This window comes from Terrabacter sp. 2YAF2, from assembly GCF_052114705.1.
GTDB lineage: Bacteria > Actinomycetota > Actinomycetes > Actinomycetales > Dermatophilaceae > Terrabacter.
The window spans coordinates 1-15603 of sequence record NZ_JBFRFG010000035.1; the positions used below are offsets into that span (position 1 = coordinate 1).

Below are 15603 nucleotides of genomic sequence, written 5' to 3' on the forward strand. Positions count from 1 at the left end.
GGGAACCGCCTGTTCGCGCGCTGCGTGAAGTTGGGGCGTACGAGCGCCTTGGCCTCAGGACGGTCTGCGCTTGTCCTCTGTTCGACGCCGTCCTGTCCCACGCGCCGTACTATGCCGGATGCGGTCCGGTCCTGCCCGCGTTTGAGAAACCGGCCGCTGACGTCGCACGCTCATGCCGCTGGGCGAGCGATCGTGCCGAAGGCGGAGGACCAGGCGTCACCGAGCCTGCCCAACTGGACGTCATGACACACTGCCGATCCTTGGCTCTGGAAAGGTGCCCATGACCGACGTGCCAGTTGCTCGCCCAAAGATCGTCTGTCTCTGCGGTTCCCTACGCTTCGGCCGGGAGTTCACGGAAGAGCGCACGCGCTTGACGCTCGACCTGGCGATTGTTCTTGCTCCGGAAGCCACCGAGGTGTCGGCACCAGAGCCGCAGCTCGTCCACGCCTTAGGTGAGCTGCACCTCCGACGGATCGACCTTGCAGATGAGGTGCGAATCGTGAACCCCGATGGCTACATCGGAGAGTCCACCCGGCGCGAGATTGCGTACGCCCACGCGATGGGCAAGCGGGTGACGTACTTCCACGAACCGGCCACGAAGGACAGGTAGTGCCCGGTCATGCCGCGGGCAGAAGGCTTGGTGCTGGAGCGGTTCCAAGCGTAGAAGCAGCTCTCCCCGTAGCCTCCGATCCGTGACCATACTCCGTCCACTGCTCCTGACAGGCGGCCCGGCGGTCGGCAAAACTACGACCGCGCGAGCCCTAGCTGAGGCGACGGAGCCATGCGCGTTCATCGATGTGGATGACGTGCGCCAGATGATCAAGAGCGGCGGCGTCGCACCGTGGAAAGGCGTTGAGGGCCGTGCCCAGCACCTGTTGGGGATTCGCAACGCTGCTGCGTTGGCAGCTAACTTCACCGACTCGGGGATTAACGTGATCCTGAGCGATGTCGTCACTCAAGACCTTTTGAGCATCTACCGAGACCTGGTGCCGGAGTTGGTGGTCATCCGGCTGGTCTGCGACCCTTCGACCGCAAAAGCGCGCGCAGGCACCCGGCCGGTTTATCTCACTGCTGCCGAGTTCGAGATGCTCCATCGCCAACAGACCGAGCCGCTTGAGACCGACTCGGAGCTAGATGTGTCCGCTATGACGCTGGAAGTTCAAGTCGACGCTGTACGCCGGCAGTGGCGGAGCCGATCAGAAGACCTCTAGTTCCACTGGCTCGAGCCATCCGCAACTGCCGCGTACGGAGCGGCCGGGGACGCCCCGAAGGGCCTCCCTGGACCCGTCCCAGCTCGGGATGGACGGGTCCAACAGCAACTCCTCACCCCAAGAGCGCAAGGTGGAGACGCCCACGGCACATCCGAGCGGTGCGACAGTGGGCGGCATGAGCGATGACCCGTGGGGAGCCGACACTCCGCCGGCCGTCGACCCTCTACCACCGCTTCCGCCCGAGCTTGCGGAACTGACGGCATTGGTCGCCGAGGGTCGGCCGTTCCGACTCCCACCCGGCCGGAAGCTGCCGGGCACTGCGGACCTGCCCGAGGTGCAGGCCCTGACCGCGCAGGGCTGGTCCATGGTCGGTGGGCACCCCGAGACCTGGCTGCTACCGGTCGTGTGGCCGCCGGCTCACCGGTGCTGGCTCCCCGATCGGTATCCACGCGTGCGAGTGGGATTCAGTGGGGAGCGATCCTAGATCGAACCGCTACCCGCCGACAAGTTCCAGATCATGGAGGCCGAGGTCGCCGAGGACGCCGCCGCCGCGGGTGTGCCGCCCCGCCCTGTCGGCCGGCTGTGGTTGCTGCGGTCGCCGTGGCCCTCCCTCACAGCCGAGATGCTCTTCGCCGTGCTCCGTCGATGGCCCGACGAACGTGAGCCGTGGGAGCGACCGAGCATTCTCGTGGCAGCCGCACGGGAGGTGCTGCGTTGGTCCGAGCAGCAGGTGTGGGACTTCTGGACGGGTCCGCAGGCCGACGCCGCCAAGGCTTGGCGTCTCGCGGGCACGCTTCCGGCGCACTTCTCCGAACTGGCTCTTGCCGGCCTCAGCCCGGACCAGACGGCGAAGCTCACGGCGCCCATTGACGGCGGCGGCGCGGGGCTGACCGAGGCCGAGGCCGTGGCCTGGGTCCGCATCGTCATCCGCCCGACGCCAGCCGAAGCCGTCGCGGCGATCATCGGATGGCGTGCCCTCGGTGTGCCCGTGGAGCCACGGCCGGACCTTGCCATGTGCCTACGAGAGATCGTGCCGAGCCAGGCGGCTCCGTGGCTGGCCGACGGGTTCACGATCAAGGACGTGAGCCTGCTGTACGGGCTCGTCGAGCGCAGCGCGGCTGCCCGGTGGCGCGCGAGGGGCTACCCCTCAGAGCGGGTTCGGGAGCTGCTGTTGGCTGATCGGTCCCTAACCCCAGATGAAGCGACGGCCTTCGCCGCGGCCGGCATCGACGCGGATGAGGAGATCCGCTGGGTGGAGGCGGGCTTCTCCGCTCACGAGGCCCGCGGATGGAGAGACGTCGACGTCCTGCCCAACGAGGCCCGTGTCTGGCGCTCGGCGGGGCTGGGGCCTGAGGACGCACGCCGCCAAAAGGCAGCCGGCGGCGGCGTCTTGCCTAACGGGGTTGAACTCGGGTGGCTCACCTTGGGCGGGGCACCCAGACGCGGAGACATCCGCTACGGGGTCACCGATCCGCCCGGGACGCGAGGCCAGATCGCCGCAGAGGACGCAACGATTCACGGACTCCTGGACGGAGAGTAGGCGGCGCCGTCTGGCGCCTCGTTGGGAACGTCTTCCGCGCGGGTGGCAACTCCGTTGGGGCAGTTCCGCGACGCTGGCGGCGCACCAGCAAACTGGCGCCGGCACAGCGACGTCCGATCATGCCGCTGACCGGCATCTCTTCGAATGGGGCGGCCTGCTCTCGGTCGTCCCGAGCGGTTCCTGAGCCTCCTCCTAGCCGACGGTGAAGCGCGCCCCGAGCGCGATGACCGGTGGCACGGTCGCCGAGGTGAGGAAGCGGGAGACGCGGGAGACGATCCCGCTCTCGGGGTTCCAGCCCATGATCCAGGTGCCGCTTGGCGCGACGGAGAGGTAGAGCACCTCACCGCGGACCGTCCATCCCAGCACCGTGCAGCAGTCAGGGTCGCGGGGCTGCTCCTCGCCGAACACGAGCATCCGCTCGTAGCCCATCCGGTTGGTGGCGACGATGACGGTGCGCGGCGCGGCCGCCTGCAGGTGGCGGTCCTGGCCCGGGCCGAGCGCGAAGGCGGACGCGTACTGTGCGGCGTCGGAGACGGTCTCACCCAACGGGCGCGTGTGCGGCCAGTCAACGGGGACCGGCCGTGCGGACGGGTCGGGCAAGTGCTGGTCCAGGACGGTCTGGCCGTTCTCGACCCGGAACTCTCGCGTGCCGGGGCTGCGAGGTGGGTCCGGTGCGGGCCACCGTGGGGACAGTCCCGGCGACCATGTGCCAGTTGCCGAACCGGCCCGGACGTAGCCGCCCAGCCACCCGGCCCACTGCAGGTCGGGCGACGGGATCGCGACGTCGTGCGCCGTACGGGTGCCGACGTCGACCACGACGACCCTCCCCGGCTGGGGGAACGCGAGGCTCGTCTTGTCACCGGAGAACGCCCACACGTCCAGGGGCGGGCCGCCGATGCCGGGCCCGGTCCGCAGGCCGGCGAGGGCAACGGTGTCGAGGGTGAAGAGCCGGCCGTCACCCCATACGACCACGGGGGTCCACTGACCCGGGGAGCGTTCCTCGAGGTAGATCGCGTCACCGAGCGCCTTCAGCCCGCTGGGTCGGTGGCTGCTCGCGAGCTCGTGGGGACGGTTGGGGTCGATGATGGGCGTCAGGCCGGTCGCGAGCAGCGGCTGGCTCGCCTCCGTGCCGGCCTCGGGCGCGACGACGTACTTCGGGCCGTCCGCGCTCGTGTGCCAGACCGCCTCGGCCGCCTGCGGCACTGGCGTTGGGTCGGCCGTCGTGGGGAGTGCGAGCCGGGTCACCCCGGGGAACCCGTTCGCCCCGGCGGTGCGGAGGATCCCTTGTCCTCCACCCCCGGCCCACACGCCTGCCGCCCAGAGGGCCGCGATGACGAGCCCCGAAAGCCCGCGGCGCCGCGTCGCCGACCGCTGAAGCAGCGCCTGCTGCCAAGCGCGTTCCGCGAGGTCGACCTCCAGAACGCCCGCGCTGGCCTCCTCCAGCAGCGCTCGGATCTCCGGCCCGGTCGGCGCCGCACCGTCCGACCGAGCCAGCGCGTGCCGGCCGCCCCGCTCCGCCTCCCGGGCCCGGTGCCGGGCAATCCCCAACGCCTCGGCGGTCTCGTCCACCGACCGGCCCTCCCCGAAGCGCAACACCAGCACGGCGCGCTCCCGTGGCGGGAGCAGGGCGAGCGGAGGAGCGCCGAGCGAGCGCCGGTCGGCGGGGCCGATACCCGCGGCCGCGGCCACTGCGTCCCGGTGGACGCGGGCGCGTACGAACGCCTCAGGCGACGCGTCGGGGAGGTGCCGCCAGCGGCCGGCGAGGCTCGTGAGCACGCCCAGCACGAGCTGCTCGGCGCGACGGACGTCGCCGGTCTCGAGCCAGGCGCCGCGGAGCAGCCCCAGCTGCCGTGCCCGCACGTAGCCGGCGAAGTCCGCGTCGATCCCGCGCATACACCCTCCTCCTCCAAGGATGGACGCAGTAGCGGCCCGAGCACATCCCCCGGGGCAGCAAGGGGTCCGCGAGGTCGCGGCCGGCTCGCCGTCACGGATGCGCAGCCAGCGGGCGCCGACGTTGTGCTGTAGGGCGGGACCGTCCTACAGCACAACAGGCCGCGACGCTCGAGCTAGACCAGCGTCCCACTCGTGCATGGACCCGGCCGGCTGCCTTAGCTTCGTGAAGCGGGACACGCGCGGGACGTCACTTCTGTCCGGGCTGGCGTTCTGCCCGGCGGTGGGCACGTGGCGTATGGCGTCCCGGTCGCGCGCAGCACGCGACCAGCGGCAGCCCCCCGACTCGGGATGTGCGGGCCACGTCGCGATAGCTGTGGTCGCCGACAGGAAGCGCCCGCGGCCAGCGACTTCGACAACGTCCGACCATGCCGCGGTTGGTGCGACTCGATGACTAGCAAGAGTTCCGCGCCGCCATCGACGAACGCCAGGTCATCGCCCAACTCGTCAGGCAGTTCTTCTCGCTGCCCAGGATGCGTCAGGCATGTCGGACAGCCCATCGGCATGATCACCCAGTTGGCGGCCTTGGCTCCCTCAACGAGCAACTCCCAAGGGCCCCTGTCGGAGACGTGGTTGGCCATCATCCCGTCATCGTTCAGGTAGACGTCAGCCTCACCATCGCCGAATCTCACGCGAAGGAACGAGCCATCTGCCTCGATGACGTGGGGCGCGAGGATCCGGAGCATCTCGAGGCCGCCATGCTCGGAAGACTCACCCGCGGTGAACCCCTGAAAGAAGATTGTCGAAGGACATGCCGTCACAGTGTCAGACGCGGGACACGATCGCGCTCAACTGCCGCGACGCGGGCGATCGACCTTTCTTCAGGGCCCTTGGGCGACTACCCGAGGTCGCGAGGTACGTCGCCGACGTAGGGGTCCTCTCCGACGTATTCGCCAGGTTGGCAGTGGTAGCAGCGCCAGATGTCGTCGTACTCCCGGTACCACTCGTGACAACCGCAGTCCCGGCGCCCCTTGGCTGTTATACCCAGGTCGATCAGGAACCAAGGCAACTTGCGTCTGACCTCAGTCCGCCACCTGTACTTGCCCATGACGCCGAGTTTCGCGACCTGAGCGTGGGCCGACAAGCAGCCACGCACAGGCCCGAGCGGGGGGGACCGGACATGCCGCTGTCGGTGCGGCGCCGGGTGCCGTGGACGTCGTCGTCGGGCCTTGCCTCGGCAGTGCGAGCACTGTCTGGCGGTGGGCGCTTGTCGCAGTCCCGTCGGGGACACTAGGGGGAACACCGACCGTAGTTTCGACAAGGAGTCAGCCGTGACCGAGGGAACCGTCCGCTGGTTCGATGCCGACCGGGGGTTCGGCTTCATCGCCCTCGGGCAGGAGGCAGAGGACCTGTACGTGCATGCGTCCGAGATCGTCAGCGACGACGCGATGAAGCTGCTCCGGGAGGGGCAGGTGGTTGAGTTCGAGATCGGCGAGGGGGACCGCGGCCCGCAGGCACGCCGCGTCCGGGTCACGGCCGACCAGGCCGCCGATACACCGCTGGGCGTGCTCGGCACCGTCGCCTGGTACGAGCCTGCCAAGGGGTACGGCTTCATCACGCCCGATGGCGGTGGTGCCGAGATCTTCGTGCACAGTTCGGCCATCGTGGCGGGCGGCGTGGTCTCGGAGGGGCAGCGGGTGGCGTTCCTCGTCGTCGACGGGGAGAAGGGACCGCAGGCTGACCATCTGCTGCCCTTGGGAGCCCAGGCCGCCCAGCAGGCCGTGGCGTCCGACGGGGCGGACGGCACCGTGTCCTGGTACGACGGGGACAAGGGCTTCGGGTTCATCACCCCCGAGTCGGGTGGCCCCGATGTCTTCGTCCACGTCCGGGCGCTGGCCGACGGGCTCCCCGAGCTGGGCGAGGGGGACCGGGTGATGTACAACATCGTCGTGAGCGAGAAGGGCCCGCAGGCTCGCGACGTGCGCCTCGCACGCAGCTCGACACCGCGGGGCGCACCCGCGAGGTCGGCGACCCGCGCCCGTTCGGGACACCGGGAGGCATCCGACGTCCCGGCGCGAGGTGGTGAGGGAGTGGTCGCGCGCTACGACGCGGAGCGGGGGTTCGGCTTCATCGCCCCGGACGCGGGAGGCGCGGACCTGTTCGTGCACGTGTCGGTTCTTAGAGGCGCCGAGGCGCTGCACCAAGGCGATCGGGTTCGGTACCAGGTGCGACAGAGCGATCGAGGACCACAGGCCGACCGCGTCGAACGGGTGTGAGCGGGACGGCGGTCCGGGCGAGCTGGCGCTCAGTCGCGTCCCGATCCCGTCGCATGCTCATGCCGCGATCCGAGCGATAGACCCGACCGCGCAGGCCGGCTTCCGGAAAGGGCTACCCTGCGGGACGGGTTGTCGCCGGGCTCAGTTCGCGGACGGGCTCGGCAGGCTGGGCATCGGGTTGATGAGCTCGCGCTCGTCGGCCTCGACGACGTGAGCCTTCTCGGTCAGGGCGGGCTCGTGGAACTTGAAGTGGTGCCCGCACCACAGCAGTTTGAGGCCCTCGGGGCTCCGCGTCTGCGCGTAGGCCCGCGAACCGCACCGGTCGCACCGGTCAGTGATCCTCAGCTGGCGGATGGAGGTGTTGGTGACGGCGGCGCTCATGGCGCTCCTTCCCGGCGGTGCGAAGTGGGCGGTGCCCGTTCAGCGAACCTGAGTTGTCGATATGCGTGGTCCAACTCCACCGTGGCTGCGCCCCACGGCATGGCAATCACGACGGACCCCCTGGCCTCCTGTCCATACCCCTTGCACGCTCTCCCCGCGCCACTCTCACGCTGCACGACCCAGTAAGCAGTCGTCCGTGGCAGGCGGTATCCGCATATGTCCGGCGGGCTGCGGGACTGCAGGTTTCGCCAGCAACTCCAAGAGGTCGCTATGTGCTGCGGACACGGACCGGAGACGGTATCGGCCTGGTGCCAGCTCGCCCGCCTGCGACCCCGCGTTGTTCGCGCTGACGACGGGGGCTGACGGTCGGCGCGTGCCCTGCGAGAGGCGGGAGCAGGCTCGGCGGAAAAGGTGCAATCCGGCTCGCGCCAGATCAGGGCGCTCTACCGTGGCCCTACCCCAAGGCCCGCTGGCCAGCGGGTAGTCGGGGACTAAGTTGCATGGGAGTCCACAATGACGACATCAACGACGACATCGGTGGTCTCGCCCACGGAGATGCTGCTCACGCCCGCTCAGGTGGCCGCGCTTTTTCGAGTCGACGCGAAGACCGTCACCCGCTGGGCCCAGGCAGGGCGCCTCGAGGCGGTCTCCGCCCCGGGTGGGCACCGACGTTACCGTGCGGCGCAGGTTCACACCCTCCTGGAACGGGCCGCCGGCTCGTAGCGGGATCCTCTCCCCCACCGGGATGTGCGCAGGTCGCGATGATCCGACTAAGTAGTTGGACCTGTGACGAATCCGTCACCGGCACGACAGAGGGCCGCGCGAGGCGGCCCGCTGGTGGCGTCTCGCGGCGACTGCTTTGGGCGCACGAGCAACCCGCTGGCTGGGCGGCCGTAGCGGGCATGTCGTCAGGACGCCGAGCGCCGGCGACTTGACGGGAAGGTCGCGCACCGGGCCGTCGTACTGGACCCCGGGTGCGGTGTGGGTCGACGTGACCACGGTGCTGGCGCTCGGGCTCTGGGACAGGCTGCTTCCCGATGCCCTTGGGCTCGGGACAGCGCCTTTGCCGCGCGGGTCAGGTCGGCCGTGCTGTGAAGCGTGCTGGCTGCAGGTTCGGGCTGCTGGTCATCGACAGCATCTTCCCGGTGCGAGACCGCTCGACCGGGATCATCTTCGACGCCTACATAGGCAACCCCGACGTCGACACCTACCCTCTCGAGACCATCACCGTGCCCACCCTCATCATCCACTCCCGCGACGACACCCTCGCATCGTTCGGGCCCGCCGAGGCCGCGGCCGCACGCATCCCGGACGCCCGGCTGCTCGCCCACGACAGTGGCGGACACCTCCAGCTCGGGCGCGCCGACGAGACCCAGGATGCCGTCCAGGCGTTCCTCTCCCTGCCAACGCAACCGACTGCGTCCGCCTGACACCAGGGCGGTCGCGGCCCCCGCCATGTCGACAGGAGATCGGCGACACCGACTTTCCGCCCGACTGCTACGCGTCGCCCAAGAAACTCTGCAAGAGGCGCACGGCCTTCGGGCAGGGGACGTCGGCCGCGTCCACGCCTCTGGTTTTGTGACGGCGCATCGTGTGTGACCCAGACGGCTGTGGGCCTCCTGCGGATGTGACTGGAGCGGATAGCGGCACAGAGGGCCGGCCAGTGAGCAGTCCCGGGTCTTTCGCCCCGTGACCACGTGAGGCATGGGGCGCAGGCTGGATTCATGGACACCGAGGCCCTCCCCCTGCGCCCGTCTGCCGACGAGTTGCTGCATGCCCTCGGGCACGCCGTGATCGCGACGGACACGCGGGGGACGGTGCTGTCCTGGAACGACGCCGCCGAGCAGCTGTACGGCTGGCCCGCCGCGGAGGCCGTGGGGCGTGACATCACGGAGGTGACGGTGCCGGAGGTCTCCCAGCAGGCGGCGGCGGAGATCATGGTTGCTCTGCGAGAAGGCCGTCCATGGTCCGGTGGATTCCCGGTTCGGCGCCGCAGCGGCGAGGTGCTGCACGCGCTGGTCACCGACACTGGCGTGTACCGCGGCGGGGAGCTGATCGGCATCGTCGGCGCCTCCCTCAACCTCGGCGACGCCGTCCGGCACCTGATGGAACGCTCCAGCGACGCCGCTGTCCTGGTCGATGAGCACCATCTCGTCAGTTACGCCAGCCCAGCGGTCGCGAACCTCTTCGGCTGGCCAGTCGACGAGGTCGTAGGCACACCCATCACGGACCGCATCCACCCCGAGGACCACCAAACGTTAGAGGAGCTGCTGGCCGCCGACCCGCCCCGGGCGGAGCGGGTCGGCGAGCTCCGGGTCCGCACCGACGGCGCCTGGTCTTGGGTGGAGGTGGCCGTGACCGACCTCTACACCCAGCCCGGGTCGCAGGGCCACGTCTGCAACATCCGACGCAGCGAGCGCCTTGCCCGCCTCGAGGAGCGTGAGCGCATCCTTGAGGCGGTCCACTCCGAGGTGCTCCAGGACCTATTCGCGGCCGCGCTCGAACTCGACCGCGCACTGATGCACGCAGCACCCTCGAGCGCGGCCCGGATCGAAGCCGCTCGCGACGCCGTGGGGCGAGCCATGGAAACCCTCCGCGAGGTCGTCAAGCCGTAGTGGTCGGTGCTTGAGCTGTCGTGGAATGCGTGACCGTCGCGACCTCCACCGTGAGCCGAGCTCCCGCCGCCGCACACGACCACCCAGAAGCAACGCACTTATCTGCCGCTCTCCGGGCAATCGTGGCTCCTCTGCGCAGTTCAGACGCCCTTCGCTGCGTCGCCCTGGGATCTTGCCATGTCAGGTTCAAGGCGACAGCCGCGGACGTACCGTCGAAGATGACGGAACGTGCTCACCGCAGTCGGCGGTGCTCGCGCTGCGCCACCTTCGGTAGGAGGCGCCATGGCCACCACACCTACCGCACCCGGACGGGTCCGTGCGGACGATGGTCCAGGTCGCGCACGGCAGGGCCATATCGGCCGGATCGTGGCCGGGTCACTGGCCACGGGGCTCTTCGCCGCCGTGCTCCTTGTCCTCGCCCCGTTCGTCTCGCCGGACGAGAACCATGTGACCGGTGCAGCTCTGTGCGGATTCGCGGTGGGATGGGCGATGTTGGCGGTCCTCTCGACGCGTTACACCGATCAACCCCAGCGGTGGGCGGCGCTACCTGCGCTGGTGATGGGCGTCAGCGGTGTCCTTCTGCTCGCGTTCGGTGACTCCTTGCGGCCGGTACTGAACTGGGTATGGCCCCCGGTGCTGCTGGCACTGGTGATCTGGATCTACCTCCAGGCGCGTCGACAGCTGCACAGCAGAACCCGGTTCTGGCTGCTCTACCCGGTGCTGGCGGTGCTGGCGCTGGCCGCCATCGGCGGCGGCTACGAAACCGTCCGGGAACACGCGGACGCCGCCGCCTACCCGATGACCGGTCAGCTGGTCGACGTCGACGGACACCGCGTCCACCTGAACTGCACCGGCTCCGGCAGCCCCACCGTTGTCCTGCAACCCGGCGGAGGCGACTTCTCCTCGGTCTGGGCACGGATAGCCCCCGCCGTGGCCGCCCACACGCGGGTCTGCGTCTACGACCGTCCGGGCCGCGGCTGGAGCGACCCCACAGACAGCCCGCAGGACGCCACCCAGGTCGCAACCGACCTGCACACCCTGCTCCAGCGCGCCCACGTCCCCGGGCCCTACGTCCTGGCCGGTCACTCCTTCGGCGGCCTCTACGTCCTCACCCACGCCGACCGCTTCCCCGACGACGTCGCCGGCCTGGTGCTGATCGACGCCACCAACCCCGCCACCCAAGCAGTCTCCGCCAACGCCAGGGCGTACGACCCCGGCTCCAACGACGCCGCCACCTCCCGGGTCGCAGCCCTCGCGGCCGCGGCTGCACGCGTCGGCCTGGTGCGCCTGGTCGGCAGCTTCGGCTATGGCGACCTGCCGCCGCAGCCGCGTGACGAGATCCGCGCCAAGACCGCGACCGCCGCCTACGCTTCCGGCTGGATCGACGAGTTCGTCCAGGCCAACGCCTCTGGAGCAGAGGCTGCCATGCTGACCGGCTTCGGCGCCAAGCCGCTGGTCGTCCTGACCGCCGGCGCCGAAACCGATCCCACCCACGACGCGGCTCAGAACAAGCTGGCCACCTTGTCGACCGACAGCTCGCACCGCGTCGTGACGGGCGCCAGACATATCGCGCTCATCACGGACGAGCGGTACGCCAAGGCCACAACCCAGGCCATCCTCGATGTCGTGTCCTCAGTCCGAACCAACCAGCCGCTGCCCAAGTGACCACCGCGGCAACCGGTTCGACGCTCCCGTGCCCGGGACGACGCATGGGGGCGTCCTGCTGATTGAGGGAACCGACCGCCGGGAGCATCGGGCGGCGTCCTATCGGTCCGTACCGGAGGACGCCCGCCACGCGAGTCGAGTCCAGCGAGGTACCTATGGACGGAGCCAACAGCGACCGATCCCTCCCCGGCTGCCCCGGTGACGCGCTTGTTGGAGCCGAAGCGCACATCGCCGGCCGCGAACACGCCCGGAACGCTCGTCTCAAAGGGCAAGGGTGGGCGATGTACCGGCCATGCGTCGTGGGGCAGGTCGCGGCCGGTCAGGATGAATCCCCGGTCATTCACCGTGACCTGGCCGCTGAGCCAGTGCGTGTGCGGCTCGGCTCCGATCATCACGAATACGGCCGCGGCGGCGACCTCTTCACGCCGACCAGTTCGAACGTCTTCGAGGGTCAGGCTCTCCAGACGGGTCTGGCCGTGGCCGTCGGCAACTCGGGTCCCGAGCCGGACGTCTATGTTGCGCGTGGCCTCCATCTGAGTGACGAGGTAGTCAGACATGCCGCTGGCCAAAGACTCGCCGCGGACGAGCATTGTGACTCGAGAGGCGAACCTGGCCAGATGGAGGGCCGCCTGACCGGCCGAGTTGGCCCCACCGACAACGCAGACGTGCTCAGCCGCCATAGCGGGGGCTTCGGCGCCGGGCGCGCCGTAGAACACGCCTGCTCCGATCAGGTGGTCCGGGTCGGGATGTCGCGCCGGCGGTAGGTCACACCCGTGGCGATGATCACTGCCCTGGCGACCGCCTGGCTTCCGTCGCCGAGCGTCATCACGACGGTGTCACCGCGTGGGCTCAGCCCGGTCACCTCGTTCATGAAGACGAACTGGGCGCCGAAGAGCAGGGCCTGTTCCCAGGCCCGCAGGGCCAGTCCGCCCCCGCTGATTCCCCGCGGGAAACCGAGGTAGTTGCGGATCATGGAGCTCGTGCCAGCCTGTCCGCCGAGCGCGTGCGGCTCGAAGACCACCGTGCGCAGCCCTTCGGAGGCGCCATACACCGCGGCTCCCAGACCTGCCGGTCCAGCGCCAGCTATGGCCAGGTCGTAGACCCCGCGCGGCGGCCGGGTCTGAATCCCGTGCGCGGCCGCCACGTCGGCGAGGCTGGGATCGTGCTGGACCGAGCCGTCGTAGTGGATCACTGCAGGGAGGCGCTCCACGTCAAGCGTGAACTCGTCGATGAGCCGCAAGCCGGTTTCCGAGTCGGCGGCGTAGAACTCGAACGGCACGCTGTTGCGCGTGAGCAGGTCACGCAGCTCGTGGCTGCGGGGGGGCATTGCTCGCCGACGACTCGGTAGACGACGTGACTCGGCCGGTGCGCGAGCGTCCAGGCCGTAAGCGCCTCCTGGATCTGCGGGTACAGCCACTCCTCCGGGGTGACCCATCCCTTCACGACAGAGAAGTCGATCTGTCCCAGGGCGGACGCGCGCTGGAGCGTCGCCAGGTGGCTCACCGGGACTTTCGTGTGGTACCGGTCCATGCCACCAACAGAACTCGCCAGGAACCGGGATGGAGGGCATGGGCTCGCTCAAGGAGCTCAACGCCGTCCATGCCGCGTAATTGCAGGTCGACTGCCACGAGCGCCAACTCGCGGCCCTGGTCGGCCAGTCGCTGGAAGTCTGACAGAGCGTCCTCGGGCGTTGCGGCGACGAGTACCCGGTAGTCGCGGCCGAACCGGCGGATCAGCGCGGCTTCGACCGCGCGACGGGACCGCGGATCGGCGTCACCACGAACAGCACCGGAGAGCCGGGTGCCGCCGCGTCAGCGGCCACATGGTCCGCGGTCATCGTCCCTCCTTCGGGAAGGGCAGCCCTTCACATAGTGACTGGTGCAGGCTCTTGCTGTCCGCGGTCGGCAGGCCGACCCTGGACGGCAGCGCTTCACGGACCGGGGCACGCTGTCTGCTCAACGTGGTGGGACCCCTGGTCCGGCACCCCCGGCGCTCTTTCAGCGTGTCACGCGGTTGACGCCGGGGACGGGCAATCACCGGCATCACCCTCGACACGTAGCCGGAGTCGGACACGCTCATCTGTCGCGACCAGCGCGGTCGTACCGATTAGCGCGCACCGCGTCACCCTCCGAACGCCCATGCCACCATGAGTGGCAGCTCCTCGCGCCAGAAGGCGTCGCCATGTGATCCGACCCGCTCTGTCATGAGGACGTCCGCGCCTGCTTCGCGGAACGCTGTTGCCCAGCGGGAGGCATTCTCGTGGAAGAACGGCTCCAGGGTTCCGGCAACGAAGTACGCCCTCGGCAGCGAGCTCGGCCTCGTCACCGAGGGGTGGAAGCCCCCTCCCGGAGAGGTACAGAAGACCGCACCGTAGATGTCTGGATGCCGCAGTCCAAGGGCGAGCGCCAGCTCGCCACTCGCGGAGACCCCGCACACCGCGGTGCGCGCGGCGGGCATCGCCAGCCCGAATCGCGACTGGGCCCATGTGCGGACATCCTTGACGAAGAACGCCTCATGCGCAGCGAACCGCTCCGGGTCGAAGCCGGGTGAGTATTCGTGCAGGCGCTCCGCCTCATCGGCTGAGCGGTGAACTCCGACGATCAACGTGGGAGGTACATCGGCCGCCTCGAGGTCTCTCCCCCACCGTGCGAGCAGCTGACCGTCGCCGGCGAACACGACCGCCTCGGGGGGATGCGGCGGGACGTACGCGGTGACCTGGCGACCGCGGTCATAGTCGAACCTCTCGCTGACGAACTCGCCAGCAGTGGATGGCATCGTCACCACGACCTCTCGTCAACTGTCATGATCCACCGCGGCCCCGAACTCGTCGAGGAATGCACTGGCTGCAAGCCGAGCGAGAGATGTGCCGCGCCTCGTTCGAACGCCCGAGGAATGCCGCGCGGCACGTCCGCTCTTGCCGCCGGTCGGGCGCCGCTGACGCACCCTCAGTCGATCGCTCATGGCAATCCGGAAGGATGTGTCCGGTGCGCGTGATTTCTACAGAAGAGTTGACCGCTCGAAACATCACAAGCTTCGGTAGCGATGGCTTCGGCGTGGTCCCCATCGCGGCTGACGCTCACGTCGTCATCGCCAGGCTCGCCCCCGGCGGCATCATTGGGCGTCATCCGGCCGTTGTCGATCAATGCCTGGTTGTGCTCTGCGGAGAGGCAGAGGCATCGGGCGCGGACGGCGTCACGCACGTCCTTCACCACGGATCGGCGGCACTCTGGAGCGCAGGCGAGAGCCACGAAACGCGCAGCAGGACGGGTCTGACCGCGATCGTCGTAGAGAGCGCCGGACTCGCAGCCGCCTTCGACTGACACACCTTGGGGAACCAGCGGCACCTGCCCCGGCGTTTGAAGGGGGTGTCGTGTTGCCCGAACTCAAGGCAACGCCTGCTTCTAGTAGGGACCCTCCCCAGGAAGGCGCCTCCAACGCCCCTCGGACACCACTTGGGCCACCCCGTCGACCACCCGGATCGCAGACTGGTCATCGAGGACGTATGCCGGCCCGCTGATCTCGGCAGCCCACTTCTCGGCATGGGCCATGGTGTTCTCCGGGAACTCATCAAGATGGGGAAAGATCGAGAAGTCGACGAGGCCGAGCGTGCGGTCGTCGGGCGCTCCCGGCCACTGTACGAAGTCCGCACCGATCCTCGGCGTCATCACCATGCTGCCGGCGCTCACGCCCACCCAGACCGTGTCGGACAGCGACGGCAGGAGGGCCGCGAGCCCGGACTCCTTCATCCAGTGGCACAGATAGGTGGCCTCGCCACCGTCGACGAGGAGGACGTCGGCCGCACGAATCCACGGCACCCAGCGTTCTTCGCCGATCGTCGCCAGTGCGCTCAGCTCGAGCAGGCCGAGAGACTTCCACGACATCGAGGTCATCCCGCCCCACGGCGGCAGACCAGCGACAAACCCGCGCGCCGAGACCGGCCCGCACATCGGATGACCCCACTGAGCGGTGGGAATGCAGAGCGCTCTTGCCTCCTCGACCGGCTTGCCCAACAGATCGACGAGCGC

The 15603-nt window shown here is 69.3% G+C and carries 14 protein-coding genes and 1 pseudogene; 9 read left to right on the forward strand and 6 right to left on the reverse strand.

The window, feature by feature from the left end:
* The first annotated feature begins 280 nt into the window (after nt 1–280).
* The 3 genes from AB4030_RS21700 (at nt 281) to AB4030_RS21710 (ending at nt 2751) form a co-directional block, all read left to right on the forward strand.
* Complete coding sequence (locus tag AB4030_RS21700; RefSeq protein ID WP_442281277.1) at nt 281–610, forward strand: hypothetical protein; 330 nt, start codon at nt 281–283, stop codon at nt 608–610.
* 82 nt (nt 611–692) lie between these two features.
* The gene (locus AB4030_RS21705; RefSeq protein WP_442281278.1) at nt 693–1211 is read left to right on the forward strand and encodes an AAA family ATPase; all 519 of its coding nucleotides are present in this window, start codon (nt 693–695) and stop codon (nt 1209–1211) included.
* A gap of 622 nt (nt 1212–1833) precedes the next feature.
* Nucleotides 1834–2751, forward strand: a complete 918-nt coding sequence (locus AB4030_RS21710; protein ID WP_442281279.1) for a hypothetical protein — start codon at nt 1834–1836, stop codon at nt 2749–2751.
* Nucleotides 2752–2943: 192 nt separating this feature from the next.
* Here the strand turns inward: AB4030_RS21710 and AB4030_RS21715 are convergent, their stop codons facing one another.
* A complete protein-coding gene (locus AB4030_RS21715; protein ID WP_442281280.1) occupies nt 2944–4644 on the reverse strand; it encodes a sigma factor-like helix-turn-helix DNA-binding protein in 1701 nt (566 codons plus the stop codon).
* Between the two features lie 1328 nt (nt 4645–5972).
* Here AB4030_RS21715 and AB4030_RS21720 point away from each other — a divergent pair.
* Complete coding sequence (locus AB4030_RS21720) at nt 5973–6917, forward strand: cold-shock protein (protein WP_442281281.1); 945 nt, start codon at nt 5973–5975, stop codon at nt 6915–6917.
* A 141-nt stretch (nt 6918–7058) separates the two neighbouring features.
* Here the strand turns inward: AB4030_RS21720 and AB4030_RS21725 are convergent, their stop codons facing one another.
* Nucleotides 7059–7298: a DUF7455 domain-containing protein gene (locus AB4030_RS21725; RefSeq protein WP_442281282.1), complete on the reverse strand. Its 240-nt coding sequence runs from the start codon at nt 7296–7298 to the stop codon at nt 7059–7061.
* 555 nt (nt 7299–7853) lie between these two features.
* On the opposite strand from AB4030_RS21725, the gene AB4030_RS21730 reads away from it, so the two are divergent.
* From AB4030_RS21730 to AB4030_RS21745, 4 genes are all read left to right on the forward strand, one after another.
* On the forward strand, nt 7854–8021 hold the full coding sequence (locus tag AB4030_RS21730; protein WP_442281289.1) for a BldC family transcriptional regulator: 168 nt from the start codon (nt 7854–7856) through the stop codon (nt 8019–8021).
* A gap of 422 nt (nt 8022–8443) precedes the next feature.
* Nucleotides 8444–8728 carry an alpha/beta fold hydrolase gene (locus AB4030_RS21735; RefSeq protein WP_442281283.1) on the forward strand — a complete coding sequence of 95 codons (285 nt, stop codon included), beginning with the start codon at nt 8444–8446 and terminating at the stop codon, nt 8726–8728.
* A gap of 294 nt (nt 8729–9022) precedes the next feature.
* A complete protein-coding gene (locus AB4030_RS21740) occupies nt 9023–9913 on the forward strand; it encodes a PAS domain S-box protein (protein ID WP_442281284.1) in 891 nt (296 codons plus the stop codon).
* Nucleotides 9914–10279: 366 nt separating this feature from the next.
* Nucleotides 10280–11578, forward strand: a complete 1299-nt coding sequence (locus AB4030_RS21745; RefSeq protein ID WP_442281285.1) for an alpha/beta hydrolase — start codon at nt 10280–10282, stop codon at nt 11576–11578.
* 191 nt (nt 11579–11769) lie between these two features.
* Here AB4030_RS21745 and AB4030_RS21750 read toward each other — a convergent pair.
* The 3 genes and pseudogenes from AB4030_RS21750 to AB4030_RS21760 form a co-directional block, all read right to left on the reverse strand.
* Nucleotides 11770–12258: pseudogene (locus tag AB4030_RS21750) on the reverse strand (NAD(P)/FAD-dependent oxidoreductase); the annotation flags it as partial.
* Between the two features lie 47 nt (nt 12259–12305).
* Entirely contained in the window at nt 12306–12905 is a 600-nt protein-coding gene (locus tag AB4030_RS21755) for an NAD(P)/FAD-dependent oxidoreductase (RefSeq protein ID WP_442281286.1), read from the reverse strand.
* A gap of 794 nt (nt 12906–13699) precedes the next feature.
* Nucleotides 13700–14353 carry an alpha/beta hydrolase gene (locus AB4030_RS21760; protein WP_442281290.1) on the reverse strand — a complete coding sequence of 218 codons (654 nt, stop codon included), beginning with the start codon at nt 14351–14353 and terminating at the stop codon, nt 13700–13702.
* 209 nt (nt 14354–14562) lie between these two features.
* Between AB4030_RS21760 and AB4030_RS21765 the strand changes: the two genes are divergently transcribed.
* Entirely contained in the window at nt 14563–14898 is a 336-nt protein-coding gene (locus AB4030_RS21765; RefSeq protein ID WP_442281287.1) for a cupin domain-containing protein, read from the forward strand.
* Between the two features lie 81 nt (nt 14899–14979).
* On the opposite strand, the gene AB4030_RS21770 is transcribed toward AB4030_RS21765, so the two are convergent.
* On the reverse strand, nt 14980–15603 hold a 624-nt coding region (locus AB4030_RS21770), incomplete at its 5' end, for a Type 1 glutamine amidotransferase-like domain-containing protein (RefSeq protein WP_442281288.1).

Coding starts and splice junctions, on each gene's coding strand:
- AB4030_RS21700 (WP_442281277.1), top strand. CDS start 281: ATGACCGACGTGCCAGTTGCTCGCCCAAAGATCGTCTGTCTCTGCGGT.
- AB4030_RS21710 (WP_442281279.1), top strand. CDS start 1,834: ATGCTCTTCGCCGTGCTCCGTCGATGGCCCGACGAACGTGAGCCGTGG.
- AB4030_RS21715 (WP_442281280.1), bottom strand. CDS start 4,644: ATGCGCGGGATCGACGCGGACTTCGCCGGCTACGTGCGGGCACGGCAG.
- AB4030_RS21725 (WP_442281282.1), bottom strand. CDS start 7,298: ATGAGCGCCGCCGTCACCAACACCTCCATCCGCCAGCTGAGGATCACT.
- AB4030_RS21730 (WP_442281289.1), top strand. CDS start 7,854: ATGCTGCTCACGCCCGCTCAGGTGGCCGCGCTTTTTCGAGTCGACGCG.
- AB4030_RS21740 (WP_442281284.1), top strand. CDS start 9,023: ATGGACACCGAGGCCCTCCCCCTGCGCCCGTCTGCCGACGAGTTGCTG.
- AB4030_RS21755 (WP_442281286.1), bottom strand. CDS start 12,905: ATGCCCCCCCGCAGCCACGAGCTGCGTGACCTGCTCACGCGCAACAGC.
- AB4030_RS21760 (WP_442281290.1), bottom strand. CDS start 14,353: ATGCCATCCACTGCTGGCGAGTTCGTCAGCGAGAGGTTCGACTATGAC.